Source organism: Croceivirga sp. JEA036, from assembly GCF_011882165.1.
Lineage (GTDB): Bacteria > Bacteroidota > Bacteroidia > Flavobacteriales > Flavobacteriaceae > Croceivirga.
Window position 1 is genome coordinate 45812 of the sequence record NZ_JAATON010000005.1, and the last position, 25203, is coordinate 71014.

Annotated in this window: 25 protein-coding genes; 11 read left to right on the plus strand and 14 right to left on the minus strand. The window is 35.8% G+C overall.

Annotated elements, in window-relative coordinates; all coding sequences use genetic code 11:
* Positions 1 to 3 precede the first annotated feature (3 nt).
* A complete protein-coding gene (locus HCO57_RS13250; protein ID WP_245167598.1) occupies positions 4 to 576 on the plus strand; it encodes a phosphatase PAP2 family protein in 573 nt (190 codons plus the stop codon).
* Positions 566 to 2224 carry an ArnT family glycosyltransferase gene (locus HCO57_RS13255; protein ID WP_167989422.1) on the plus strand — a complete coding sequence of 553 codons (1659 nt, stop codon included), beginning with the start codon at positions 566 to 568 and terminating at the stop codon, positions 2222 to 2224. Before HCO57_RS13250 ends, HCO57_RS13255 begins: the two co-directional genes overlap by 11 nt.
* On the opposite strand, the gene HCO57_RS13260 is transcribed toward HCO57_RS13255, so the two are convergent.
* Genes HCO57_RS13260 through meaB form a run of 3 tightly spaced genes read right to left on the minus strand, consistent with a single transcriptional unit; the run spans position 2217 to position 5117 of the window.
* Positions 2217 to 3095, minus strand: a complete 879-nt coding sequence (locus HCO57_RS13260; protein ID WP_167989423.1) for a lysylphosphatidylglycerol synthase transmembrane domain-containing protein — start codon at positions 3093 to 3095, stop codon at positions 2217 to 2219. The two genes, HCO57_RS13255 and HCO57_RS13260, sit on opposite strands and share 8 nt — an antisense overlap.
* Positions 3076 to 4038: a glycosyltransferase family 2 protein gene (locus HCO57_RS13265; protein WP_136950889.1), complete on the minus strand. Its 963-nt coding sequence runs from the start codon at positions 4036 to 4038 to the stop codon at positions 3076 to 3078. The genes HCO57_RS13260 and HCO57_RS13265 overlap by 20 nt, the downstream gene beginning before the upstream one ends.
* 38 nt (positions 4039 to 4076) lie before the next feature.
* Positions 4077 to 5117 carry a methylmalonyl Co-A mutase-associated GTPase MeaB gene (meaB, locus tag HCO57_RS13270; RefSeq protein WP_167989424.1) on the minus strand — a complete coding sequence of 347 codons (1041 nt, stop codon included), beginning with the start codon at positions 5115 to 5117 and terminating at the stop codon, positions 4077 to 4079.
* Positions 5118 to 5280: 163 nt separating this feature from the next.
* Here meaB and HCO57_RS13275 point away from each other — a divergent pair, with 163 nt between their 5' ends.
* The 4 genes from HCO57_RS13275 to HCO57_RS13290 all read left to right on the plus strand — a co-directional run bounded on the left by HCO57_RS13275 (position 5281) and on the right by HCO57_RS13290 (position 8350).
* Complete coding sequence (locus tag HCO57_RS13275; RefSeq protein WP_167989425.1) at positions 5281 to 5703, plus strand: Ohr family peroxiredoxin; 423 nt, start codon at positions 5281 to 5283, stop codon at positions 5701 to 5703.
* Between the two features lie 131 nt (positions 5704 to 5834).
* On the plus strand, positions 5835 to 6377 hold the full coding sequence (locus tag HCO57_RS13280; protein WP_136950892.1) for an RNA polymerase sigma factor: 543 nt from the start codon (positions 5835 to 5837) through the stop codon (positions 6375 to 6377).
* Positions 6361 to 6942 (plus strand): hypothetical protein, encoded by a 582-nt coding sequence (locus HCO57_RS13285; protein ID WP_167989426.1) that lies wholly within the window; start codon positions 6361 to 6363, stop codon positions 6940 to 6942. Before HCO57_RS13280 ends, HCO57_RS13285 begins: the two co-directional genes overlap by 17 nt.
* Complete coding sequence (locus HCO57_RS13290; RefSeq protein WP_167989427.1) at positions 6917 to 8350, plus strand: hypothetical protein; 1434 nt, start codon at positions 6917 to 6919, stop codon at positions 8348 to 8350. The genes HCO57_RS13285 and HCO57_RS13290 overlap by 26 nt, the downstream gene beginning before the upstream one ends.
* Positions 8351 to 8385: 35 nt before the next feature.
* Here HCO57_RS13290 and msrA read toward each other — a convergent pair whose 3' ends face one another.
* Together msrA and HCO57_RS13300 are read right to left on the minus strand one after the other, a co-directional pair.
* Positions 8386 to 9081: a peptide-methionine (S)-S-oxide reductase MsrA gene (gene msrA / locus HCO57_RS13295; protein ID WP_167989428.1), complete on the minus strand. Its 696-nt coding sequence runs from the start codon at positions 9079 to 9081 to the stop codon at positions 8386 to 8388.
* 55 nt (positions 9082 to 9136) lie between these two features.
* Positions 9137 to 9820: a metal-dependent hydrolase gene (locus HCO57_RS13300; RefSeq protein ID WP_167989429.1), complete on the minus strand. Its 684-nt coding sequence runs from the start codon at positions 9818 to 9820 to the stop codon at positions 9137 to 9139.
* Between the two features lie 91 nt (positions 9821 to 9911).
* On the opposite strand from HCO57_RS13300, the gene HCO57_RS13305 reads away from it, so the two are divergent.
* The 3 genes from HCO57_RS13305 to HCO57_RS13315 all read left to right on the plus strand — a co-directional run bounded on the left by HCO57_RS13305 (position 9912) and on the right by HCO57_RS13315 (position 11534).
* Complete coding sequence (locus tag HCO57_RS13305) at positions 9912 to 10580, plus strand: peptidoglycan DD-metalloendopeptidase family protein (RefSeq protein ID WP_167989430.1); 669 nt, start codon at positions 9912 to 9914, stop codon at positions 10578 to 10580.
* A 183-nt stretch (positions 10581 to 10763) separates the two neighbouring features.
* Positions 10764 to 11003, plus strand: a complete 240-nt coding sequence (locus HCO57_RS13310; RefSeq protein ID WP_167989431.1) for a hypothetical protein — start codon at positions 10764 to 10766, stop codon at positions 11001 to 11003.
* Positions 11004 to 11300: 297 nt separating this feature from the next.
* The gene (locus HCO57_RS13315; protein WP_167989432.1) at positions 11301 to 11534 is read left to right on the plus strand and encodes a hypothetical protein; all 234 of its coding nucleotides are present in this window, start codon (positions 11301 to 11303) and stop codon (positions 11532 to 11534) included.
* A gap of 51 nt (positions 11535 to 11585) precedes the next feature.
* On the opposite strand, the gene HCO57_RS13320 is transcribed toward HCO57_RS13315, so the two are convergent.
* The 4 genes from HCO57_RS13320 to HCO57_RS13335 all read right to left on the minus strand — a co-directional run bounded on the left by HCO57_RS13320 (position 11586) and on the right by HCO57_RS13335 (position 14902).
* On the minus strand, positions 11586 to 12068 hold the full coding sequence (locus tag HCO57_RS13320; protein ID WP_167989433.1) for a MepB family protein: 483 nt from the start codon (positions 12066 to 12068) through the stop codon (positions 11586 to 11588).
* A 48-nt stretch (positions 12069 to 12116) separates the two neighbouring features.
* Complete coding sequence (locus HCO57_RS13325) at positions 12117 to 13019, minus strand: GTP-binding protein (RefSeq protein WP_167989434.1); 903 nt, start codon at positions 13017 to 13019, stop codon at positions 12117 to 12119.
* 74 nt (positions 13020 to 13093) lie between these two features.
* Positions 13094 to 13996 (minus strand): class A beta-lactamase, subclass A2, encoded by a 903-nt coding sequence (bla, locus tag HCO57_RS13330; RefSeq protein WP_167989435.1) that lies wholly within the window; start codon positions 13994 to 13996, stop codon positions 13094 to 13096.
* A 66-nt stretch (positions 13997 to 14062) separates the two neighbouring features.
* On the minus strand, positions 14063 to 14902 hold the full coding sequence (locus HCO57_RS13335) for a type 1 glutamine amidotransferase domain-containing protein (RefSeq protein WP_167989436.1): 840 nt from the start codon (positions 14900 to 14902) through the stop codon (positions 14063 to 14065).
* A gap of 367 nt (positions 14903 to 15269) precedes the next feature.
* Between HCO57_RS13335 and HCO57_RS13340 the strand changes: the two genes are divergently transcribed.
* Positions 15270 to 15590 (plus strand): hypothetical protein, encoded by a 321-nt coding sequence (locus HCO57_RS13340; RefSeq protein ID WP_209066169.1) that lies wholly within the window; start codon positions 15270 to 15272, stop codon positions 15588 to 15590.
* A 95-nt stretch (positions 15591 to 15685) separates the two neighbouring features.
* Here HCO57_RS13340 and HCO57_RS13345 read toward each other — a convergent pair whose 3' ends face one another.
* Entirely contained in the window at positions 15686 to 16066 is a 381-nt protein-coding gene (locus HCO57_RS13345) for a DUF4345 domain-containing protein (protein WP_209066170.1), read from the minus strand.
* A gap of 292 nt (positions 16067 to 16358) precedes the next feature.
* On the opposite strand from HCO57_RS13345, the gene HCO57_RS13350 reads away from it, so the two are divergent.
* Positions 16359 to 16607 (plus strand): hypothetical protein, encoded by a 249-nt coding sequence (locus tag HCO57_RS13350; protein ID WP_167989438.1) that lies wholly within the window; start codon positions 16359 to 16361, stop codon positions 16605 to 16607.
* Between the two features lie 3 nt (positions 16608 to 16610).
* Here the strand turns inward: HCO57_RS13350 and HCO57_RS13355 are convergent, their stop codons facing one another.
* From HCO57_RS13355 to secA, 4 genes are all read right to left on the minus strand, one after another.
* Positions 16611 to 18158: an amidohydrolase family protein gene (locus tag HCO57_RS13355; protein ID WP_317171174.1), complete on the minus strand. Its 1548-nt coding sequence runs from the start codon at positions 18156 to 18158 to the stop codon at positions 16611 to 16613.
* Positions 18159 to 18176: 18 nt separating this feature from the next.
* Positions 18177 to 20687 (minus strand): M14 metallopeptidase family protein, encoded by a 2511-nt coding sequence (locus HCO57_RS13360; RefSeq protein WP_167989440.1) that lies wholly within the window; start codon positions 20685 to 20687, stop codon positions 18177 to 18179.
* 37 nt (positions 20688 to 20724) lie between these two features.
* The gene (locus HCO57_RS13365; RefSeq protein WP_245167599.1) at positions 20725 to 21603 is read right to left on the minus strand and encodes a sensor histidine kinase; all 879 of its coding nucleotides are present in this window, start codon (positions 21601 to 21603) and stop codon (positions 20725 to 20727) included.
* A 147-nt stretch (positions 21604 to 21750) separates the two neighbouring features.
* The gene (secA, locus tag HCO57_RS13370; protein WP_167989442.1) at positions 21751 to 25116 is read right to left on the minus strand and encodes a preprotein translocase subunit SecA; all 3366 of its coding nucleotides are present in this window, start codon (positions 25114 to 25116) and stop codon (positions 21751 to 21753) included.
* Positions 25117 to 25203: the final 87 nt, after the last annotated feature.

Below are 25203 nucleotides of genomic sequence, written 5' to 3' on the forward strand. Positions count from 1 at the left end.
GGTTTGGAGCGACTAGATGCCATAGACAGAACAATTTTTTTATTTCTGAATAACCTTGGAACACCCCAATGGGATGGTTTTTGGTTATTTATGAGCGACAAATGGGGTGCTATACCGTTATATGTGCTCTTATTGTTTCTTACGTATAAAAAATTAGGCCCCAAGAAGACTGTTTTTTTACTCATTTTTATTGCATTGTTAATTACCTGTACAGACCAGCTTAGCAACTTTTTTAAATATGGTTTTCAACGTCCACGACCCTGCCATAACCAAGAGGTATTCAGGGTAATGCGTTTGGTAAAAAACAGCTGTGGAGGTAAGTATGGTTACTTTTCTGCACATGCCGCTAATGCATTTGGCGTAGCTGTATTTTTTGCATCTTTCTTTTTTAGAACGTACAAGTGGTTTGCCATATTTCTGTTAATTTGGGGTATTGCAGTGGGCTATAGTCGCATTTATCTTGGCGTACATTATCCAGGAGACGTTTTAACCGGTTTTATGGTAGGTATAGTTTTTGGCTGGGTGTTCTATAAGTTGTTTAAAACAATATTGCAAAAGGTTGGGTATGATATCTAATAGGCGGTATTGGTTCTTAATAGGCTTAATTTGTTTGGTATACTTAGCAGGCATGTTTGTTACCTTATTTGAAAACGACTCTGCCCAATTTGCTGTTATGGCGATGCGAATGGTACAAGAAAACGATTTTACGCATTTATTTAAAGGTCCAAACGAATACTTAGACAAACCCCATATGCATTATTGGTTGGCGGCCTTATCTTTTAAAATTTTTGGCATTCACGATTGGGCCTATAGAATCCCAGGAATTTTGGCCACCCTATTGGCGGCTTATAGTTGTTTTGGTCTTGGTAAACTATTATATAATGCAGATGTGGGTAGGTTTGCAGCTTTAATTTTTATGACCTGCCAAACTATAGTTTTAGGTGCCATAGATGTCCGTACAGATGCGGTTCTTACAGGGTTTACCATACTTTCAGTTTGGCAATTAGCTGCCTATATAGAAGAACAGCAGCTTAAAAATTTACTTTGGGGTGCATTTGCTGCCGCAATGGCTTTTGCTACAAAAGGGCAAATAGCTCTTGTGGTTATAGGATTATGTGTTTTATGCCATTTAGCGTATACAAGAAGATGGCATTTGTTACTAAATTACCGTGTGCTTTTGGCTTTGCTTGTTTTTGGTGTAACCATAAGCCCTATGTTATATGCATATTACCAACAATTCGATTTACACCCAGAGAAAGTTATTAGAGGTAGAAATGAGCGCAGTGGTATCTTTTTTATTTTTTGGGAGCAGAGTTTTGAACGGATGAGTGGAGAAGGTATCGGTAAAAATAGTAGCGACTTCTTTTTCTTTTTTCACACTTTTTTATGGGTTTTTCTTCCCTGGTCTTTATTGGCCTTGTTAGGTTATTTTTGGAGAGTTAAGACTTTTGTTAAAATGCGATTTAAGTACATACAAGGGTTTGAGTTTTTGACTTTAGGCGGTATTACATTCATATTCTTTTTAATCAGCTTTGCCCAATTTAAGTTGCCACATTATATGAATATTATGATGCCGTTGTATGCTGTACTCACCGCATCTTACATTTACAGCTTGCAAAAGTTTACCAAAAAGTCGATGATTAAAGCGCTGTTAGGTTTTCAGTATTTTGTATTGAGTATCGTGTATATTTTTGCGCTATTGGTTTGCTTTTACGTGTTTAAGTTTACAACTTGGTATAATTATGTGTTGCTTTTTAGTGGATTAGGTCTGGTTATTTATTTTTGTTTAAAACGAGAACCTAGCTATGTAAGACTAATTACCTTATCTGTCTATACCAGCCTGTTGCTTAATGGTGTTATGAATTTGCATTTCTACCCATATTTATTAGAATACCAAGCAGGTTCTACAATGGCAAAACAGATAAAGGCAAATGCTATTGATGTCAATGACATTTATAAAATTAGTGAAGAACATACTTGGTCATTGGATTTTTACAATAAAAAACCTGTGACTATTAGTAGTATTACCGACTTAATGCAAGTGGAAAATGCATGGGTTTATGCATCGGATAATGAGCTTAAAAAGTTACAAGAGGCTGGGATAGATTGGGATAAAAAGTTAACGGTTAATCAATTTAGAATTACTCGTTTACAAGCTAAATTTCTAAATCCCAATACTAGAAAAAAGATTGTCCATAAAAGGCATTTGGTACACCTTAAATAGTTGGGTTTGTATGTAGTTCTGGTTTTTTTAAATGGTAAATTATACCGGCTAACGAAACCAAGGCATTAATTATAAAGAATACAAAACTAATGCCAATAGCGGTGTCTGCTTGCAACCCCAACCAATGTGATCCGTATAAAAAAGTAACTTCTCTACTACCTATGCCACCTATAGTTAGGGGAATAACGGATACGACTGAGGAAACCATGAAAATAAATAGATAGGCCATAGTATTTAGGGTGATGCCTATAGCTTGTAGAATAGCTAAGATTGCTAAAAGTTGTATTCCCTGAACTAAAAAGGAATAAAAGAAGGAAGTCCAAAATACTCCTAGGGTATAACTAAAGTATTTTTTTACCACCAACCAAAAACTTACAATAGCTAATGGTATTGCGAGGACAAACAGCCATGTAAATTGTTGTAGTACAGGTGCTTCAACAAAAACGGCAAAAATGCAAGCAAAAATGCCAATTAATAACATTCCACTTAAGCGGTCTAGCAAAAGAACAGAAACTATTTTGCGTGTGCCCGTTTTATATTTTTTCTTAATAACGTAGCCTTTGTAAGCATCCCCACCAATACCGCCAGGTAAGAATAGATTGTAAAACATACCCAGTATATACAATTTAAAATTGCTAACATGGGTAAGTGGAATGTTGATACTATGAAAGTATAGATTTAAACGTAGGGCGTTGAAAGTTTTAGATATTATAAATAAAAAGAGCGCTAAAATTAAATAACCTATATGCGCTTTTTTTACAACCGCAATGACATCGCCAAAATTAATTTTGGTGAAAATAAAGTAAATCAAGACTACACTTATAACAATTTTAAGCGTAGTTAAGATGGATTTACGTTGTTTCTCCGTCACCTATGGTTATTTTCTTTATTCTATATGGTCTTTTAGACTGACTCTCATAATACGTACGTATAAGAAGCTCCATAACAATACCAATGGTAAAAAGCTGTATGCCACCTAAGATAAACATCATCCCAAAAATTAATAGTGGTCTTGTACCTATATCTTGGTCGAATCCAAATTTTACAATTAGCAAGTACATTTCTATAAAGACTCCTAGTATAATTAACAAGAATCCAAATATTCCAAAAAGATGAATGGGACGCTGAAAGTACTTTCTTATAAATAAGAGTAACATCATATCCGCTACAACTTTAAACACACGCTCTAATCCATATTTAGATTTGCCAGCATGTCTTGCATGGTGTTTAACAGGTACTTGCTTAATTTGTGCTCCTTCTAGATAGGCCAAAAGCGTAATAAACCGATGCATTTCTCCATAAAGGTTAAGCCCTTTAGCAATATCTTTAGTAAATACTTTTAAAGCACACCCATTATCTTTAATGTCTAACTTAGTCACTCTACGGACTAAAAAATTAGCAATTTTAGATGGAATTTTCTTTACTAGGGAATCCTTTCTTTTTTGACGTATTCCTGTAATTAAATCGTATTCGCCATCTACCGCATATTGCAACATGGAAGGGATATCGCTTGGATCGTTCTGTAAATCTCCATCCATAGTAATGATGAAATCCCCAGTAGCATAATCAATACCAGCAGCTAGCGCTAAACTTTGCCCATAGTTCTTTTTTAATTCAATCAACGCCACCTTGGGGTCGTTCATTTCTTTTACCACTTTTTTAGTGTGGTCTGTAGAAAAATCGTCCACATAAACAATTTGATAAGTGTACCCCACTAAAGCCTCATGTATCTTTTGGGTTAATAGTTGTACATTATCTTGTTCGTTATATAAAGGAACTACAATAGAAAGGGGAGAATCTGTTACCACCTGCATGTATACTGTTTAAATCGCCGCAAATTTAGGCTTTTTAATTATGTGTTTTCTGTTTTACCCTCTATGAGTACTTTGGCAGCGGCAAAAGGCGATATTTTATTGGTTTCTATTTGTGTTAATAGTGTTTTTAATTGCTCTTGAATGCCAGGGGTATTGTAAAATTGATGTTTTAGCAAGCCATCTACGGCTTGTAGAAACCAGTTTTTGTCTTGTTTTTTTCTGTTGGCCACAAATTGATGGTTATCTCTCATAGTAGACACAAAATGGGTTACAGTATCCCATATTGCATCTATCCCAGTATTGTTGAGCGCAGAACAACTTAAAACTTTTGGGAACCACCCGTTTGGTTTAGGTGGGTATAAATGTAGGGCTCTTTTAAACTCTTTTTTGGCCAGTTGCACTTGTTCTAAATTAGTACCATCTGCTTTTGTTATGACGATGGCGTCTGCCATTTCCATAATGCCACGTTTTATACCTTGTAATTCGTCTCCAGCGCCAGCTAGTTTTAATAGTAGAAAAAAATCTACCATACTATGCACAGCTGTTTCACTTTGGCCAACCCCTACGGTTTCTATCAAAATGATGTCATATCCGGCTGCTTCGCACAAAATAATGCTTTCACGAGTTCGTTGAGCAACGCCCCCTAAAGAATCACTCGCAGGGGAGGGTCGTATAAAAGCATTAGCATCTTTAGCTAGTGTTTCCATTCGGGTTTTATCACCCAAAATACTTCCTTTAGAAATAGAACTTGTGGGGTCTACAGCAAGTACGGCAACTTTTAACCCTTGCTGGGTTAAATAAGACCCAAAAGTTTCTATAAAAGTACTTTTGCCAACGCCTGGAACTCCTGTGATACCAATCCTAATACTGGTGTTGGTTAGTTGTAAGCATTGAATAATTAATTGGTCTGCTAATGTTTTATGGTCTGTATGGGTACTTTCTATTAAAGTTATGGCCTTTGCCAAAGCTGTTTTGTTCCCTTTTTTTAGTTCTGAGAACAAATCGTCTACCGCAATGGGCGCCTTTTTTTTATTTTCTGACGATTGCTTATTGTTTTTAAAAGATGGATTTATACCCAAGACACTTTGAATTTATTGCTAAAATAACAAGAATGCGCTCCTAAAGAACGCAAATGCTAGCTAATTGTACTGTATTGCTATATTTCACAAATTTTTAATATACCTTATTGTTGTGGTAGGGCAAACAAGTCTTAACTTCTCTCCTCGTAAAGAAAAATTAGATATGAAAACACTTTTTGAAACCTTTGCAACTAATGAAGGTGGTAGGGTAGGACACGTCACCAGTGATAATGGTGCTATAGATTTAAAGGTACAAATGCCAGATAACAATGGGCAACCAGAGGGTACCACAAATCCAGAACAATTGTTTGCTGCGGCTTACGCTTCTTGCTTTGCGGGGGCTGTACAGGCAGTAGCACAACAAATGGGAATTAAAGATTTAGGCGATTTTAGCGTAAAATCCACCATTTCTTTAAATAAAGATGAAGATGGTTATTTTTTAGAAGCTACTCTAGATACCTACTTGCCAACAGTAGATAAAGAAAAAGGAGAAGATATTATAAATGAGGCGCACGAAATGTGCCCATATAGCAAAGCAACAAGAGATAATATTACCGTTCACCTCAATTTATTGTTAGACGAATAAGTTTCTCATAAATACACATTTACCATCCCGTTGTCTAACGACTTCGGGATTTTTTTTTATAAATTTTGACAAAACTTGCCACATTGTATTTTTTAAATCGTCCTTAAAGAAAACAACAAAACAAACCAATCATTTTGCATCTAGAGTTAGTAGAAAAATGTAAACAAAATGACAGGGCTGCACAGCTTTCGCTTTATAAAAAGTATTGCGATGGCATGTATTGTGTAGCAATGCGCTTTTTACAAAATGAAAAGGATGCAGAAGATGTATTGCAAGAAGCGTTCATTAAAGCCTTTCAAAAAATAGAGCAGTACCAAGGAGAAGTAACTTTTGGCGCATGGCTCAAAAAAATTGTGGTGAATAGGAGTATCGATTTTTTAAAAGCGAAAAGAGAAAAGACTATTCCGTTAGAGGATGGTTACATGCATGTAGCTGAAGATGATAGTTGGGAAGTAGCAGACCATTGTACAATAGAAATGGTAAAACTAGCTATAAACAATTTGGCAGATACCTATAAATATGTAGTGCAATTGTTTTTACTAGAAGGGTACGACCATCAAGAAATTGCAGAAATACTGGCAATAAGTGAAACAGCATCTAGAACACGATTAGTAAGAGGTAAAGCGCAATTAAAAGAACAGTTAAAACAGATGGACTATGGCACAGGATCTTAGAAAAATGTTTAGGGAGGAACGGTGTAAAGAAGATTACCAGTTATCCCATGGGCACGAGACCCGTTTTTTGGAACGCTTAGATAAAGACTTGCCAAAACGGAAGGGTATATCCTATACTAGGTACATGATTGCCGCAAGTATTGCCCTCTGTGTTGGTATTGCTACGTATTTGTTTTTTGCAAAACCAGAAGCTTTGCCTAGCACTACCACAGTGGTACAGCAAGATGTAAAAAAAGAAGATGCTAAACTTTCTCTAGGAGCCTTGTCTCCAGAATTGCAAAAAGTAGAAACCTATTATACCGCTAATATTAATTACGAATTAAGCAAGTTAGATGTTTCTAAAGCTAATAAAGAAGTAGTAGATGGTTATATGGATCAGTTGGGGGCGCTAGATGAAGAGTATCAAAGCTTAAATAATGATTTAAACGTTTACGGCCCTAATGATGATACTATTGCAGCACTTATCCAAAATCTACAGTTGCGCTTACAACTACTACAAAAATTAAAAGCAAAATTAAATCAATTAAAATCATCAAAAAATGAACAGGAATCAGTTACTATTTAATGGTATAGGTATGTTCTTGCTCCCTATGGTATTTTGGGCGCAGGGCAAGAGCAGAACCTATACTGAAACCTTTAATGTAGGAGAAGAAACGGTATTGGAAATTAATACCAGCCATACGGATATAGCTTTTGAAGCTTGGGATAAAAACCAAGTAGAAATAATTGCTACAGTTACAGTAGAAGAAGCTACGGATGAAGAAGTAAAAAATTTTTTTAAAAACGAACCTTTTACCATTCTAGGGAATAGCAAAAAGATAGCTGTAAATAGTAGAGATGGGAGTAGTACATGGCAATTTATGGCTAATGATTTTAGCGGTGATGTGTATATGGACGTTGAACCTATATTTCTAGATTTAGAAATACCAGATTTGCCAGAAGTAGAAGCTGTAATTGGTACCATGCCTGCACCACCAGTACCGCCTTTGCCCCCAATGCCGAATAAGACTTTTGACTACGAAAAATTTAAAGCAGAAGGGGAATCGTATTTAAAAGAATGGTCTAAAGATTTTGAAAAAGGTTTTGATAAGGAATATCAAAAGAAAATGGAAGAATGGAGTAAAAAGGTAGAAGAGCAAGTAAAGCAGTGGGAAAAAAAGCATGGTAAACGTGCCAAAGCTATGGAAAAGAGAGCCGAGCTCATGGAAGAGCGTGCTCAAAAAAGAGCAGAATTACAGGAACGTAGGCAAGAAATAATAGAGGAAAGAATTTTAGCCAGAGAAGATGTTAGGGAGGCTATAAGAATTAGTCGTGCAAATGATACACCCAGCGTATTTTATTATAACAATGCTGGAAAATCTACTAAGTACAAGGTTAAGAGAGAGTTAAAAATAAAATTGCCAAAAAGTGTACGTTTAAAAATGAACGTAAAACATGGCGAAGTTAAACTAGCTTCATTGACCAAAAATTTAGAAGCAAGCTTGCGGTATGCAAGCTTGCTTGGCCAAACAATAGATGGTGACCATACTACAGTTAGCGCTGCATATTCGCCCATAGAAGTTCAAAAATGGAACTTAGGGCAATTAAATACCAAACATTCTGATGCTGTTTATTTAAAAGAAGTGGGGGAGTTGCAATACACCCTTGTTTCTTCTAACGCTAAAATTGGTAAGGTTAATAGTAAGGCTTACATAACCAACAACTTGGGTAAATTAAGTATTGCCCAGTTGGGGCAAGGCTTTAAAGATGTTGATGTAACCTTGGTGAATGGAGAACTTAACTGTAAGTTGCCAACCTCCCCATTGTCACTATATGTAAATGGTACAGCTAGTGAGGTGAGTTGTTCTAAAAATTTACAATTAGAACGTACCACAAATAATTCTACTGTTATTTACAAAGGTTATCAACAACAAAAAAATGGCGGCGGAGCACTAACAATAAATGCAAAATATAGTGAAGTGGTTTTGGAATAGCCGCTATAAAGTTGTCCCAAAACCACCTACTATTTTTAATGCAATTTGGCTTCTTCTTTTAAATAATCTGTGAAATTTTCTTTAAATCGGTTTAATCTAGGAATAGAAACAGATTTTATATACGGATGTTCTGGATTACGTTTTTCAAAATCTTGATGATATTCTTCTGCCTCCCAGAATTTTTTAAAAGGTTCTACCTGAGTTACAATTTCATTTGGAGCATATACCTTTTCAGAAACTAATAAGTTCATATAATCCATAATTATCTTTTTCTCCTCTTCATTCTTATAGAAAGCAATAGAACGGTATTGAGGTCCTTTATCTGGTCCCTGCCTGTTTAATGTTGTAGGGTCGTGAGAGCCAAAGAATATTTGCACTAGGGCAAAGAAAGAAACTTGCTCTGGGTCATAATATACCTTTACGGCTTCTGCATGTTTGGTTCTACCATAAGAAACTTCTTTATAGCTAGGATTTTGCTCTTCCCCACCAGCATATCCAGAAACTACTTCTTTTACGCCTGTAACACTCTCGTAAATAGCTTCTACACACCAAAAACAACCAGAAGCAAAATATGCTGTTTTAAACTGACTTAAATCTTGTTGTTCTACTACTTTTTCTTCTAGTTTGATATCATTCTTTGTTGCATTTTCCGTATCCGTTTTGGTTTGGTTCGGAGTTCCGTTGCACGAAATACTGACTAATGCTAAAAGGAGTATACTTAAATGTTTCATCTAATTTTTCTTTTCTTAGTAGTAATTAAGCCTTAATGCTTACAGTTTTTAGTACTTATATAAGGATACTTTCTCCAATTTCTGGAAGCAACAATTTCTTTTGCAGCCCGTCAAAATGTGCTTTTGCCACTTCTGCATCTAATTTAATAGGTGGAAAAGTATCGTAATGGCAACCTAAGATGGTATTACACGCTATAAAATCAGAAGCATGGGCGGCATCTTTGTAATCCATCGTAAAATTATCTCCGATAGGTAAAATGGCCATGTCCAGACTACCAGAGGTTAACGGTATAAGTTTCATATCCATGGTAAGGGCAGTATCACCAGCAATATACAATTGTTTACCGCCAGAGTTTAAAATAAAACCCCCAGGATTACCCCCGTAAGTACCGTCTGGCAAAACACTAGAATGGATTGCATTTACATATTTAAGAGTGCCAAAATCAAAAGTAAAGCTACCTCCATGATTCATAGGATGCCCATTAAAACCTTTTTCTTGGTACCAACTTATTATTTCAAAATTAGAAATCAGTGTGGCGTCTGGATTGTTTTTAGCAATCTGTTCTACATCTAAAACGTGGTCTTGATGGCCATGTGTAATTAAGATGTAATCTGCTTTAAGTTGATTAACATCTATATGACTTGCAAGTTCATTGCCAGAAATAAACGGGTCAATAATTAAGGTTTTGCCTTCTGTCTCTATTTGAAAAGAGGCGTGTCCTAGAAAAGTGATTCTCATAGTATGTGTCAAATTTTTAAGGGAAGGTAACAAAAACTGTACGCTTTTTAAATACCTTGGCGGTCTTAACCTAAGCTTTTAAGGTAGAATTATGATACCAGCACATTCCTTTTTACAAGAAATTGGTCCAACACGTTTATTTAAAGAGACTTTTAGCCATGCAGATTATATTCCGTTAGATTTATCTGTGACCAATAAAAGACTAAATGCCTATAATATTACAGACGCTCAGGAATGCCAAGATTACATTGATGAGGTGTTACGTGAGCAGAACGGTAAAATTGCCTATGGTGGTTATCTAGAAAAAAGAAACTTATACGGGAGTGCAGATAGATTTAAAGGAGAAGCGTTAAGAAACATTCATTTAGGAATGGATTTTTGGATAGCCGCTGGGACACCCATCTACTGCCCTTTGGCAGGTACTGTTCACAGTTTTGCAAATAATTCGGATTTTGGTAACTATGGACCAACAATCATTTTACACCATATATATAAGGATTACAGCTTTTATACTTTATATGGACACTTATCTTTAGAAAGTTTGGAAGGTTTGTTTGTGGGTAAAGCTATTCCCAAGGGAACTGTGCTTGCTACCTTAGGAGTACCAGAGGTAAATGTTGGGTATGCACCCCATTTGCATTTTCAGGTAATTTTAGATGTAGAACAGTTTAACGGTGACTATCCAGGAGTTTGTGCAATTGAACGGTTACCTTTTTATCAAAATAACTGTCCAAACCCCAATTTAATGCTCGGTCTTTAGATTTCTATCGACGAAATGCACCCCAGTTCGATGTGTTGTTTTTTAGTTAAGAAACGGTTATCGATAGATTTTTGCACTTCATCTAAACAAGTGCATTTAATCGACTAAAGCCCTATCCATGGCGATTTAACTTAGGTCTCGTTTTATCTGGTGGTAGTTTTACAGTATAAAATTATCAAAGACATGAAAGCAATAGTAACCTTTATCTTCATCATCTTAATCGGAAACGTAGCAATGGCTCAAGCTGATACTAAGGTAGAAGTTAAACCTCAAGGTGTTGAGTTGAACATCGCTGTGGCTAAAGAAGAGGTTAAGCAAGAGGTTAAAGAAACTGAAGTTGCTAGATTGTACATGTTTAAAAACTCTAGAGTTAAGAAAGCGCTTTCTTTTAACACTAAAAGAAACAAAGCTAAATTAGCTTAATCCATAAAAGCCTATGATAATTGCAAGTTTAATATTTAGTACGCTACTTTTAATTGGAGCAGCATACGTAATTTACATCAATCAAAAAAAAAGTAAAAAATTAAAACCTATGAAAGTAAGGGTTCGTTAAACGGAATTAATTTACCGATTAATAGATAAACGGTTAGGAGCTAAAATAAGCATTACCAGTGCGTTTCGTCGGTGTTTTAGTCGTTAATCGAGCTAAATTGCCATCCATCGATATATTTTGAAGTCGGTTTTGCATCAAAATTAAATTTGTAGCAAATCCTACTGACAATGAAAAGCTTAACCACCCTTATCTTAATCCTTATAACGAATACCTTGGCTTTTGCACAGACCGAAGCAAAAGTTGAAACCAAACTAAAGCCTGTTAAGCTAACAACTACTACTATAACGACAGCAACCCCGAACCAAACACAAAAAGTTGCCTTTATCCATTTATTTAAACAAACTAGAGTTTTAAAGGAACTAACCTTTCAACCAAAAGTGGTAGAGGCAAAAATGGCGTAATGGATTTATAAATTTTTTAATAACTACTTTATAATGTAGTGTATTTGCTGGTTAAGCCTGTAAAAGATTGTGTAATTGCATAGCACTGTTTTCAACAATATTCTCTATAAAGTATAAAGATTGCCATTTCTGTGTATTAAAAGCTTGTTTGCTTGTAGGAGCGTCCCCGCTTGGGTAAACCCTAAACCCACGTTTACCAACTTTTAGGTGGGTAGTTATAATACCTTTTTTTACTAATACGGTTTTTGGAAAAAGGAACAGCCCGGACTTACCATTGGCTTTTACATGAATAAGATAAAAGTGAAATTCATCTGTATGTTGATAGGGAATGGTAACCCCTTCTGAATTTCTTTTCCAGAAAGTAACAAACTGACCTGTTTTTTTAGGCGTAATTTTAGCGGTGCGGCACATTATGGTTTTGTTATTTACTTTAAAAGTACAAGCTAAATACTCCTGACTCTCCTGTTCAATCTTAAAATCTGCTATGGTATAGCCTGCTTTAGAGAATAAAAATGCGTTGACGTGTTTTCTCATTACTGTCGTATACTTAGTGGATAGCCTTTATTGTAGATAGGTATTTCATTATTTATCTTTCAAGACTTCTTTAATAATATTATTCAATAATTCTGGTGAACTACCAGGACCAATCGTTAAAATTTTTGGACCTGTAATAGGTTCTCCATTAAAAGGTCTTATAATAACCTCATTATTCGGCTTGCGTTCAAAAAAAGTAAACTTAGTATTTGTCCCTAATTGTGTACATCCTTTTATTCTTAAAATACTCCTTGGAATGGCATCACATATGGAATACAGATAATTTTCATTTGGAAATCTTGGTAAATCTATAGCGCTAGAAGCCCAATGGGATTTTAAGTGCTCCCATGGTTTTGGTTTATTATTGTTGGGTAATAGTATGGGGATTAATTGGTGGGTAACATGTTCCAGTAATACAATTTTTGTATTTGGATTTAAACGCAATATGCCATCTTTTACCGAATTTAAACGCTTATTGGTTGCATTGTTGTAATGGGTCAATACAATTGAGGAAGATACTTGTATTTGAGAAGCTTCTAAAGAATTGTGTTCCCCTCTTTTTTGCCAATTACTTACATCTACAACTGCTATCTGAATGGGTGGTAAAAACCTTTCTTTTAATCCTACGCCTAAGAAACTCATTAAGGAATAAGAATCAGAGGTGCCATTAGCCTCTATAAGTGTAACACCATTTTTTCTTTCTGGAATTCTATTAACATATTCTCTAAGTTCTTGTATGCCACTACAACATATACAGCTTCCACTTAACGCTTTTACTTGGCCTACAGGTAACTCTTGTATAAAATGTTGTGCATCCAGGAAAGCATTTTGGTAATCATTTAAAACGATAAATGGTTGCCAATTTGCAGACAAGTAACTGTTAGTCAATTGTTTTAATAAAGTAGTTTTTCCAGCGCCTAAAAAACCAACGATAGTTATAATTGCTTCCAATAGCTCAATTTAATTTTGATCGTCTATAAATTAGTTTCTGCGATGTGATCTTTTGCAGTTATACTTAATCCTCCTTAACTCTCATTAAAATAATCCCATGCCGCTTTGCAGATTTCTGCAATTAAACGTTCATTAGTAGCTGTGTCTTCCGTAGAATTTGTAATAAAAACACTAATGGTAAAGGTATCTCCATTAGGTAAATACACTATACCTACATTATTTACTGCTGCGCTTACACCCGTTATTTTATGTACTCCAGAATATCCTGTTTTATGCGCTACAATAGTTTCTTTAGGTAAAAGACCACGTAATCTTTTTTTACCTGTTTTGGTATTTTTTAATACATCCCAAAAGAAGGTATGGCTATCATTGGATAATAATTTTTGTTTATTGGTAAAAAAGGCATTTAGTACCCGGTTAGATTCTGTGGGTGTAGTCCAATTTAAAAATTGTTTATCCCAATTGTTCTGCATCTCCTCTTCATTAATTTTCACCTCGAAGTCAGTAAAGCCAAGATTATGAAAATGATTCTCTATTTTTTCTGGACCTCCCAGAAGCCGCAAAAGGGCGTCGCACCCTGCATTATCACTCAAGGCAACAGTATATTCTAAAACTTTAGCTAAGGAAAGGCTCGCTCCTTCTGGATAATCCTCTCTTATTGGACTCCATAATCCAGGGAGTAATTCATTCTTTTTGATTAGGACAGTTTGGTTTAGGCTAAGATTACCTTTATCAACTTCTGCTAATATGGTTAGCGCAATGTGTAACTTAAAAATGCTTTGCATAGGGTAGTGCATATCCGCGTTTATGCGGATGCTATCTCCATCTTTTGGGCCATCTATTGCCACACCAATTAAGGCTTTTTTTGTATTCAATAGGGCTTCTAGTGCTGCCCCTAATTGATTATCATTTTGAGCCCTTAGATTAGATGTTAGGCTTATCAATAAGACTAGCAGAAGCGTGATTTTTCCGTACATAGGATGGTGTATGATTAACCCGTTAATTTTCTAGTAAACCTATAAGTCTGGTACTTTTTATGATTTCTAGTCTTGTTGATTTATACTTTTGATTACCTGTTCTGCTACAAAATTACCGCCGCTAGCAAAAGCTGCCGTAACCAATCTGTTTTCCATGTCTACAACCTCATAATTAGTCTTTTTTTCATGATTATAGATTTTTAAATTGGCTCCTCTTTTTTGTAATTCTACCTCCATGTCATAGGGTAAAAGTTGTCCATAGTTAGACTGTTTCATAATGTTTTTTTCGTTCCATGAAGGGAAACTTGTCATAGTTTTGTCTTTTACTAGATATGCTCCAGACCTTAATTTTACGTTAATTAATGTGGCAGTTCCATGACCTAGAGAACCAATTGTACCTCCATTTTCGTAAATGGAGGAAATTAGTTCCTGTATATCCTTATTCTGGTGAGTATCCCAAAATTGTCCATATCCGCCAGGGATAATCACTGCAGCATAATTTTTTGCGTTTATTTCTGAAGGAACTAAGGTGTTATTGGTCTTATGAACAAATAGCTCACTTTTTATCACTTTTTTAATCACATCTGTAGTATCTCCGCTGTGGTAAATGGGGATTTTTCCACCTTTAGGAGAAATCAAGTCAACAGAATAGCCTGCTTCTGAAAATTTGGCGAAAGGAACCGCGAATTCTATCAAATAGGTGCCATTAGGAGCTCCATTTAATACATCTACGTTAGTAGTTATAAATAATATTTTGGATTTTTTTTGTTGTGACGTGCAAGAGAGGCTTAATAGCAAGATGAAAAGCAAGGAATAAATACGATGCATATGGTGATGGTGGGTATTAATAATTACAATAAAAATTGGTCTTCCAATACATGGAAAACTATACTCAAAGGTAAACATTGTAAGAGTTTAGAATGGAGCAGAATAATCATATTTTTAGTGTAACTTATTTTATTTAATATTGGGTAGGTTAAACATAATTATTTAAAACCGTGGATTATAAGCTTATGAAGCAATTTCTTGGAATTCTCTTAATTGCTGTGATGTTATTGAATTCTTGCATGAAGAAAACAAAACAAACGATTGAGAAACAAGTGGTGATAAAAGATTCGCAATCAAAATCGGAAGAAGAGCAGTAGAAGATAAGCTACAAGTAGGTTTAGAAGTATGGTCTAACCCTACTTGCAATTTAGGAAATTACATTTATAGCATCACAATTACCCCAGATACTACTAGAGCAGTAACCGATATGAGTTATAACCTACTCATGATACGTGAAAAGATGAAATTTAATGATTATAATAATTTGAAACTTAAAGATACCGTAGTAAATCTGGATGTCAATAAAAAGACCTTCTTAGAGGAATATAATAGGAGAAAAGGAGACACCTTAGTATTGCCCAATTTTTACATTACTAATATGGTGTATAATTACGCTAGAGCTTCTGAAATACATTTTGATGCAACCATGTTTTCTATCAAAGATACTGTGCATGCAGACGCTAGCTATCATATCTCCTATACAACGGGAGATTACCGATTAACTTATGATGTAGACAGTGTGAAAAACTCGTCAGTACCACAATAGAGATGATACAACACTAATGAATAGGAAGATTATTAAGTTTTCATAGGACTGAGGAAACTAAAATTTTAGCTGAAATCATTTAGAAATGGTACAGTTTAAAAGTGTCCATAATTTTTAAGATTGTAATAGCCCCAAACAGCCATTGCACATTCTAAAAGCATGCCAATGCTGTAAAGTAGAGAAAAACCATCCAAAAAGAGACTTACTAATTTACCAAAAGCTAAACCAGCCATAAAAATGATGTTGCTTGTGGTAGCACTCTTCCAATAGGTTACTTCATAAACGCCATACAACCAATAGAGTCCAATTGTAATATAAAGCCCCATTATAGATCTAAAAATGTTTTTCAGTTCTAGATTTTGAACTTCAAAGTCAAAAATTAGGGGCAAAATTTTTTGTGGATTACCACCATAAATAAAAGAAACAGCTATAACAACTAAGGAAGAAAGTAAGAGCTGAAGGTTTTTGAGTTTCATAATACAGTAATCAGACTAGGATTCAAGCTCTTATTATTAGGATTGAAAACGGCTTATAAGGTATAAAACGTGCAGACCAAATTCCGATGAATAGCATATTTAAAAGATAAAAGGTAAAGGTTTACACCTAAATAGATTCTCTACTCTAATGTTTAACGGAGCAAAAATAGGTATTCATCGGTTAACTGTTACTTTTTACCGTTCATCGACACTCTCTCGTATCCCATCTCAAAGCAATTAAATTTTTTCTATTTGCATTGTACTTTTAGATTATAATCAAAAAATTACACCCATGAAGACCCTTTTAATTGTTGCTTGTTGTCTATTTACTTCTGTAGTATTATATGCACAAAAGGAAGAGAAAGTTACTAAAACAGAAAAAATAGTAGTTGTGATTACTAAAAAAAAATGTTTTAATGATATTATTATTAAAAACCGTGTGAGGTATCCAAGTACAGTTTTTATTTACAGATACAAGAACCAACGAATAGATAAAGCTTTAAATTTTATTACTAAAGACACTGAAGTAAAAGCTGCTTAATCATTAATGCGGTATACCTGGTTGTGTAATAGTAAAATTTGTTTTTTTCTTTGCATCAGAGACCATTGTTCTCACCTCTGATAGTAACTTTTTAGCGTCATAGATGATTCCGTCTTTTATCGTATAACTAACACCACCAATACGTACTACTTTATTGTCATCGGTTAATTTTATAGCCCCTGTTCCATAGAGAACCTTTAAATTTTTAAGAGGATTTTCTTTTAGAATTACAAAATCTGCTAATTTTCCAATTTCTACAGACCCTATTTGGTCTGCCATCCCAAGAGCTTCTGCGCCGTTGAGTGTGGCACTTCTAATAACCTCTAAAGGATGAAAACCAGCTTCTCTTAACAATTCTAACTCGCGTATATAGGCAAATCCATATAACTGAAATATAAACCCAGAGTCAGACCCCGCTGTTACGCGGCCACCTCTATTTTTATATTCGTTAATAAAGGTCATCCATAGCTGGTAATTTTCTTTCCAAGCTACTTCTTGTTCCGTTCCCCAATCATGCCAATAAGAGCCGTGACTAATTTTACTGGGTTGGTAAAATTTCCACAAAGAGGGGAGTGTATACTCCTCATGCCATTCTGCACGCCTAGCTCGGTGCAAGTCCCTGCTAGCTTCGTAAATGTTAAATGTTGGGTCTAAGGTAAAATCTAAGCTAATTAGCTCATCCATAACCTTGTTCCAATGTTCAGAATACGGTTTGGCAGCTTGTTGCCAAAGTTTGCCTGCATTTTCAAATCGGTGTTGTTCGTTCTGGTAATTATAATCTAATGGATAATTCTGTACGGTTCTATCATCAAACAAAGCCTCTGGTAAACCATACCAATGTTCCATACTGGTAAGACCAGCCCTTGCAGAATGTAAAACGTTCCATCTGGCAACATCCATTTGAGCATGGTGGCAGGCAGAACGTAAACCTAACTTCTTATTCTCATCCAGGGCAGCTTCCATAATTTCTGGTGGCGCACCAAAGAACTTTATACCATCGGCACCTTTTTTTGCATTCTCCCTTACCCAAGCACGAGCCATTTCTGGTGTGCTAATTGAGTTCTTACTGCCTTGTCCAAAGCCAGTATAGGCCAAAATTCTAGGAGCAACAATACTATTTTTAGCACTTCTTTCTTTTAAATCCAAAGCCCAATCTAAACCACGTCCACTGGGTTCTCGCACAGTTGTGATGCCATGTGCCATCCATAAACTAAAAACATATTCTGGTTCTGCGCCTTGGGCAACACCACCTATGTGGCCATGCATATCAATAAAACCAGGTAATAAGTACATACCCTGGCAATCCAATTCTTTACCTCCTGGTTTTAATTGTGGTCTTTTGGTTGGTTCAATAGCCACACCAGGATAACCAACTATAACTATATCTGTAATTTTATTCTGCTCTACTACAATATCCACGGGACCCCTTGGGGGAGCTCCATTACCATTTATGAGGGTAACGCCTCTTATGATAAGTTGGTTAAATGGTCCTTCACGTGTATTGATTTGGGCGTTTAGCGTATGTAATATCCCAATAAAGAATAGAGCTATAAGTTTTTTCAAGGCTATTTATTGTGGAAGATTAATATAATTGCCTAAAAAGAGCGCATTCAAAAACAGGCGATTGGTTCCATACCATGACCCTCTAAAATTGGGGTTGTCTGCAAATAAAATAACCTTACCAGCTTTATGCTTACTCACTAGTAATGATGCTGAGGGTTTTAAATATTCTTCTATATTCTTTTTAGTGATAAAACCATCTATATGTGGATTACTACTATACTTAGCTACAGTAGCGAATGGGTTTTTACTTGGTTGTAACCAAACCGTATTGTTTTTGTAAACTGGTATTTGCGTATCTCTATACCCAAAAGCTAGGGGGTGTGTAATATCTAAATCCACCTTAAAAATAGCACCGCCCACACGTTCTTTTCCTAAGAATTCTCTCGCATCTACATAAGGCTGTCGCTCAGTTGCTGTAGAATCTTTTTTGCTTTCTGTCAAGCTTTCTTTTACCCATTCTTTCTCTATCACAAATTTAGACGCTGTACCAACGGTGACCAAGGTATTACCTGCTGCCAACCAATTTTTAAGCTTTTCTTCTTCTGCTTTAGAAAAGTTATATTGGCCAGAAACCATTACCAAGGTGGTATATTTAGCTAAACTGGCTCTGGATAAATTTCGCATAGGGATTTTAGTTATGGGCATATGTACTCTAGTGTCCAATAAGTGCCATACTTCTCCTGCTTCATAAGAATTGATGCCCTCCCCAATTAGCATCGCCAATTTGGGTTTTTTAATTGGGGTGAGATACCCACTACCTAAATCGATACCCTTGGTATTATAACCGGTAGATACACTATACATGGGCACCTGATATTTTTCTTGTGCTTTAATAAGTAACTCATGCACTTCTGATGCGGTTTTCTTTTGTAACGAAACAGGGACAACTAATGTGCCATAATTAAATGCTATTTCTCCTTTATTAGTAGCTGCAGTAAATGGTTTAAAAGACGATGAAATAACTAAACCATTTTGTTGTAAATAATTGAGAACTGCTACAGCATTATAATCATCATAATCTATAAGATAAGCATAATTGGTTGAAGGAACAGGTGTTAAGGAAACCAAATCCTCAGTAGTCTTTATTTTAGTTCCTAGAGCTCCATTAGTGGTACTTTTATACTTAATATTGTAAAAATTGGCTAAAGACCATGCCGATGCATCATAATAAACGCTATCTCTATACTTACTATACGTCTCGAACATGGTTTGCACCATTCGGTACTGTGGTTGCTGTGTAGGGACTACAAATGCATCGCCGTTTTTGTAAACATCTATTTGGTGTAAAAGCAGTTTATCCACAAAGGCTTTTACTCTATTTTTATCATTTTCAGCATTGAATGTATAAGCTTTGAGCTTGTTCTTGCTTGCATTTGTTAAGGCACTTTTAAAAAACTTTTTTTGGTAATTGTAAAGTACTTCTCTGTTTTCTACGGCTGCTTTAACCGTGGTAATACTGCTGGTGTATTGATTACGAATGGTAAAGGGAAAAGTGATTTCTCCAAAAGCGGTTGTCTGTTTGTGCCCGCGAGAACTTGCTTGCTCAAATAATAATCCAAGGCCTCCTTGTAAATCTGGATAAGAAGACCCATAACCAGGATAGGTGCCATCAAAAACTTCCTTGGTAAAATAAAAACTACCAATACTATCTAGTGCTTTAGCATAATAATCACCAAATAAATTATTTAAGTCTTCATAATTTTCTTTGGGCATAATAGGGTTTAAGCTTCCATTATCCTTCATGGGTTCAAAAAAGTAGGTGCTTTGAGAGCCCATTTCATGAAAATCCGTTACTACATTAGGATACCACTCGTGGTACCACTTTAATTTGCCTCGGCTTTCTGGGTGAATAGCCAATAACCAATCCCTATTTAAATCAAACCAATAGTGGTTAGTTCTACCTCTTGGCCAATATTCATTATGTTCAGCATCTTGTGGGTCTGCAACCAAGGGGTTTCCTTGGTAAGCGTTTGCATATTGCGTGTGTCTATCACGACCGTCGGGATTTATGGTAGGGTCTATAAAAAGAACCGCATTTTGTAGGTAGTTTTTAATTTCTGCATGTTCTGAAGCTACAAAAGTATACGCCGCTAGTAATGCAGCCTCTGAACTAGAAGGTTCATTACCATGTACGTTGTAGGCTAAATTAATAAACACAGGTAAATCTTCTGTATACGTAGGGTTTTCTTCTGGTTTGGTAAAGGCTAAATGTTTTTCTTTTAAGGACGATAAATTCTCTAGGTTTTCTGGGGAACTAACTTGCAGTATAACAAGTTTGCGCCCCTCATGGGTTTTACCATAATAGGTGATTTTGGCTCTGTCTGAAACAGTGGCAAGTTTTTCTAAATAGGCTACAATTAAATCGTGCCGTGTGTGGTGTTCCCCAATACCATATCCTAAAAAGGCTTCAGGTGAAGGAATATCTGGGTTAAACGGGTAAAACTTTTTGTAGAAATAGTCTTGTGCGGAAAGGCCTGTGGTGCATAAAAGCACTACAAATAGTAATTTTTTTAGCATGGTTGGTATAATTAGTCCATCTAAAGATAGGACATCCTTATGAATCCAACGTATTAAAGCCTTCTATTACTTCTTCAAATGTTATTTGATAATATGTGCCTTTCTTTGAAGTATCTCTTAATAATGTGCCGCGCAACTGTCTAGATAAGTTATGAATAAGCTTTAAACCTAGAGATTTTGTGGTTTTAGGGCTCACATCTTCAGGAAAACCGATACCATTGTCTCCCAAGTACATCTCATAGCCGTTAGCTCTTTTTTTAACCAAGTTTACTTCTATTTCTCCGTGGCTGTCTCCAGGAATACCATATTTAAGGGCATTGGTAATGGTTTCATTAATAATTAAGCCTAAAGGAATAACGGTATCAATACTAAGCTTGTAATCTCCTAAATCCATCTTAGTGGTAATGTTATGTGTGTTTCCTTTTACAGAACGAATAAGGTACTCGCATAACTCCTCAACATAAGGTTTAAAATCAATTTTAGAGGTATAATCGTCCCTTTTGTATAGCATCTCATGAACCATAGACATAGAAACTACGCGGTGTTGACTACTACGGATAATGTTTTCTATTTTTTCATCGCCAACGGAACGGGATTGCAAACTTAAAAGACTAGATACTGTTTGTAAGTTGTTTTTTACTCTATGGTGAACCTCCTTTAATAAAGTTTCTTTCTCGTTTAGTTTTTTAGTTAGGTCATTTAAATGTTGTAGCGTTTCTGTAAAGGAAGCTCCCATAATTAAATTGGTTACAAAAACAGCAGTTAATGCAGTAAGGGCAATAGGTACTAATAAGGCTCCCCCAAAAAAATAATAGGCAGCCAGGGCTATTGCAATTAATGCTCCTAAACTATTAATAACTTTTAAAATTAAAAGTCTGTTTTTGTCCTGTGAATTATCAACAGTGCGTTGCTCCATATGCATGGTTTGCCCTTTTTATTGAAAAATAACAACAAAATGTAGGGACGTTCTTACCGTAAATCTAACTATGTTTTAGAATATAATCAAAAAAGGTAACCAAAAATTGGTTACCTAAATTTAACATATTTTAATAAAGTCTGGTAATTAATCATTTACCAAAACCCATTCTCCTTTACTAATAAGTGGTTCTGCCTGCTTAAACTTTACAGTTTTGCTTTCGCCAGACATTACATTCTTAATGGTAACCTTGTCATTACGTCCAATTTTTGGAGCCTCTCTAACAATAGTTTCTGTTTTTTGAGGACGCTGTTGTGATTGTGTTTGACCTGCAGCTCTATTCTGCGCGGCAAGTTCATCACTATTTGGAATTTCTTCTTTAGAAGTCTGTAATTTTTCTTTAGGCTTACTTACCATTTTAGCCTCTTTTATCTGGGTACTATCTTGTGTTGGTAATTCGCCTTTAAATAAGAAAGAGATTACTTCTTTATTCACTTTGTCTATCATCGATTTAAATAGTTCAAAAGCTTCAAACTTGTAAATCAATAAAGGGTCTTTTTGTTCGTGTACCGCCAACTGCACAGATTGCTTTAGCTCATCCATTTTTCGCAAATGGGTTTTCCAACTATCATCAATAATAGCTAAGGTAATGTTCTTCTCAAAATCATTGATAAGCTGTTTTCCATTGCTTTCATAAGCTGCCTTTAAATTGGTAACAACATTCAAAGATTTTATCCCATCTGTAAACGGTACTACAATGCGCTCAAATCTATCTGCCTGATTCTCAAACACGTTTTTGATAACTGGGAATGCTTGTTCTGCACTGCGAGCTACTTTTTCTTGATAGTGTTGATAAGCACTATCATACACCTTTACGGCAATAGCTTGGAAGTTCATTTTTTTGAATTCTTCCTCAGTAATTGGTGCGGTAATAGAAAAATACTTAATTAACTCGAATTCAAAATTTTTGAAATCGTCTGCCGTCTTATTAGTTTCAGCAATTACTTCGCTGGTATCATAAATCATGTTGGCAATGTCCACCTTAAGACGTTCACCTTGTATGGCATGTCTTCGTCTTTTGTAGATTACTTCTCTTTGGGCATTCATTACGTCATCATACTCTAACAATCTTTTACGAATACCAAAGTTGTTTTCTTCTACCTTTTTCTGGGCACGCTCTATGGATTTGGTCATCATAGAATGCTGGATAACTTCGCCTTCTTCTAAGCCCATTTTATCCATCATTTTAGCTACGCGGTCAGAACCAAACAAACGCATCAAATTATCTTCTAAAGACACATAAAACTGAGAACTACCAGGGTCTCCTTGCCTACCAGACCTACCACGCAACTGTCTGTCTACACGTCTAGAATCATGGCGTTCTGTACCAATAATGGCCAAACCACCCGCATCTTTAACTTCAGTGCTTAATTTAATATCCGTACCACGCCCAGCCATATTTGTTGCAATTGTTACAATACCGCCTTTACCTGCTTCTGCAACAATGTCTGCTTCTTTTTTATGCAACTTAGCATTTAATACATTGTGTGGCACTTTACGTACGCTTAGTAATTTGGAAAGTAATTCAGAAATTTCTACAGATGTAGTACCAATAAGTACGGGTCTACCAGCTTGCGAAAGTTTGGTTACTTCCTCTATGATGGCATTGTATTTTTCTCGCTTTGTTTTGTAGATTAAATCATTTCTATCATCACGCGCTATAGGTCTGTTGGTTGGGATTTCTACCACATCTAATTTATAAATTTCCCAAAACTCACCTGCTTCTGTTACGGCAGTACCTGTCATCCCAGAAAGCTTGTTGTACATTCTAAAATAATTCTGTAGGGTAATAGTAGCAAAGGTTTGTGTTAACGCTTCAATCTTAACATTTTCCTTAGCTTCTATAGCTTGGTGTAAACCATCAGAATACCTACGGCCATCCATGATACGGCCAGTTTGTTCATCTACAATGAGAACTTTATTCTCCATTACAACGTACTCCACATCTTTCTCAAACAATGTGTAAGCCTTTAGTAATTGGCTCATAGTGTGGATACGCTCACTTTTAATAGCAAACTCTTTAAATAGTTCGTCTTTAAGTTCCGCTTCTTTTTCTATTTCTAGGTTCTGATTTTCTATTTGGGCAATTTCTGCTCCAATATCTGGCATTACAAAGAAATCAGTGTCTTGGCCGCCAGATAGGTATTCAACTCCTTTTTCTGTTAGTTCTATCTGGTTATTCTTTTCGTCAATCGTAAAATACAGGTCTTCATCTACCTTTACCATTTCTCGATTGTTGTCTTGCATGTAAAAGTTTTCCGTTTTTTGGAGAAGTTGTTTTACGCCTTCTTCACTTAAAAACTTAATTAATGCTTTGTTTTTAGGCAAACCGCGGTGTACGCGCAACAATAGAAAACCACCTTCTTTTTGGTCACCTTCCTTAATTAATCGCTTCGCTTCCGCCAATACGCCTGTTAAGTGTTGCCGTTGTTTTTGTACAATGTCTGCTACTTTTGGTTTTAATTCTGTAAACTCATGTCTATCACCTTCTGGTACAGGACCAGATATGATTAAAGGTGTACGAGCATCATCTATTAAAACAGAGTCTACCTCATCTACAATAGCATAATGATGCGGGCGTTGCACTAAATCTTTTGGCGTATGCGCCATATTATCTCTTAGGTAATCAAAACCAAATTCGTTATTGGTGCCATAGGTAATATCTGAATTGTAAGCCGCTCTTCTGCCTTGAGAATTGGGTTGGTGATTGTCTATACAATCCACAGAAAGCCCATGAAATTGAAATAGCGGCGCCATCCAAGCACTATCCCTTTTTGCCAGATAATCATTGACTGTTACCAAGTGCGCACCTTTGCCAGAAAGGGCGTTTAAGTAAAGCGGTAGGGTAGCCACTAAAGTTTTACCTTCTCCTGTTTGCATTTCTGCAATTTTACCTTGGTGCAATGCAATACCACCTATGAGCTGTACGTCATAATGTATCATATCCCAAGTAACCTCCTTGCCGGCTGCGTTCCAAGAGTTTTTCCAAATGGCGTTGTCTCCTTCTAAAGTTACATAGTCTGCGTCGCCAGACAATTGTCTGTCAAACTCATTAGCTGTAACGGTAAGGGTAGGGTTGTTGGCAAAACGTTTGGCTGTTTCTTTGACCACTGCAAACGCTTCTGGTAGAATTTCATTTAAAACGTCTTCAGAAAGTTTATAGGCCTCTTCATTCAGCTTGTCTATTTCTGCATAGATTTCTTCGTTTCTATCTATATCTGTAGAGGCTTCTGCTTCTTGCTCTAATGCTTGTATTTGCTCGTTAACACCAGCGCAGCGTTCTGCGATCTTATCTTTAAACTCTTGGGTTTTTTGTCTTAGTTGGTCATGGCTAAGGCTCTCTAGCGCCTGCTCAAAAGATTTTATCTTCTTTACTAAAGGTTGTAAGGCTTTTACATCTTTCTCGGATTTATCCCCTACAAAAACCTTTAGTACAGCGTTTAATATGCTCATGAATTAATATTTGTTTAGTTTCAGCAAAAGCTGTTCCATTGTCCAGAAGGACAAAAAATTGGTTACTAGGCTGCCAAAATTACATAA

Bases quoted from the DNA above. Each gene is read 5' to 3' on its own strand.
- HCO57_RS13255 (WP_167989422.1), top strand. From the start codon at position 566: ATGATATCTAATAGGCGGTATTGGTTCTTAATAGGCTTAATTTGTTTG.
- HCO57_RS13265 (WP_136950889.1), bottom strand. From the start codon at position 4,038: ATGCAGGTGGTAACAGATTCTCCCCTTTCTATTGTAGTTCCTTTATAT.
- HCO57_RS13275 (WP_167989425.1), top strand. From the start codon at position 5,281: ATGAAAACACTTTTTGAAACCTTTGCAACTAATGAAGGTGGTAGGGTA.
- HCO57_RS13285 (WP_167989426.1), top strand. From the start codon at position 6,361: ATGGCACAGGATCTTAGAAAAATGTTTAGGGAGGAACGGTGTAAAGAA.
- HCO57_RS13290 (WP_167989427.1), top strand. From the start codon at position 6,917: ATGAACAGGAATCAGTTACTATTTAATGGTATAGGTATGTTCTTGCTC.
- msrA (WP_167989428.1), bottom strand. From the start codon at position 9,081: ATGAAACATTTAAGTATACTCCTTTTAGCATTAGTCAGTATTTCGTGC.
- HCO57_RS13300 (WP_167989429.1), bottom strand. From the start codon at position 9,820: ATGAGAATCACTTTTCTAGGACACGCCTCTTTTCAAATAGAGACAGAA.
- HCO57_RS13305 (WP_167989430.1), top strand. From the start codon at position 9,912: ATGATACCAGCACATTCCTTTTTACAAGAAATTGGTCCAACACGTTTA.
- HCO57_RS13310 (WP_167989431.1), top strand. From the start codon at position 10,764: ATGAAAGCAATAGTAACCTTTATCTTCATCATCTTAATCGGAAACGTA.
- HCO57_RS13315 (WP_167989432.1), top strand. From the start codon at position 11,301: ATGAAAAGCTTAACCACCCTTATCTTAATCCTTATAACGAATACCTTG.
- HCO57_RS13320 (WP_167989433.1), bottom strand. From the start codon at position 12,068: ATGAGAAAACACGTCAACGCATTTTTATTCTCTAAAGCAGGCTATACC.
- bla (WP_167989435.1), bottom strand. From the start codon at position 13,996: ATGTACGGAAAAATCACGCTTCTGCTAGTCTTATTGATAAGCCTAACA.
- HCO57_RS13335 (WP_167989436.1), bottom strand. From the start codon at position 14,902: ATGTTTACCTTTGAGTATAGTTTTCCATGTATTGGAAGACCAATTTTT.
- HCO57_RS13340 (WP_209066169.1), top strand. From the start codon at position 15,270: ATGATACGTGAAAAGATGAAATTTAATGATTATAATAATTTGAAACTT.
- HCO57_RS13345 (WP_209066170.1), bottom strand. From the start codon at position 16,066: ATGAAACTCAAAAACCTTCAGCTCTTACTTTCTTCCTTAGTTGTTATA.
- HCO57_RS13350 (WP_167989438.1), top strand. From the start codon at position 16,359: ATGAAGACCCTTTTAATTGTTGCTTGTTGTCTATTTACTTCTGTAGTA.
- HCO57_RS13360 (WP_167989440.1), bottom strand. From the start codon at position 20,687: ATGCTAAAAAAATTACTATTTGTAGTGCTTTTATGCACCACAGGCCTT.
- HCO57_RS13365 (WP_245167599.1), bottom strand. From the start codon at position 21,603: ATGGAGCAACGCACTGTTGATAATTCACAGGACAAAAACAGACTTTTA.
- secA (WP_167989442.1), bottom strand. From the start codon at position 25,116: ATGAGCATATTAAACGCTGTACTAAAGGTTTTTGTAGGGGATAAATCC.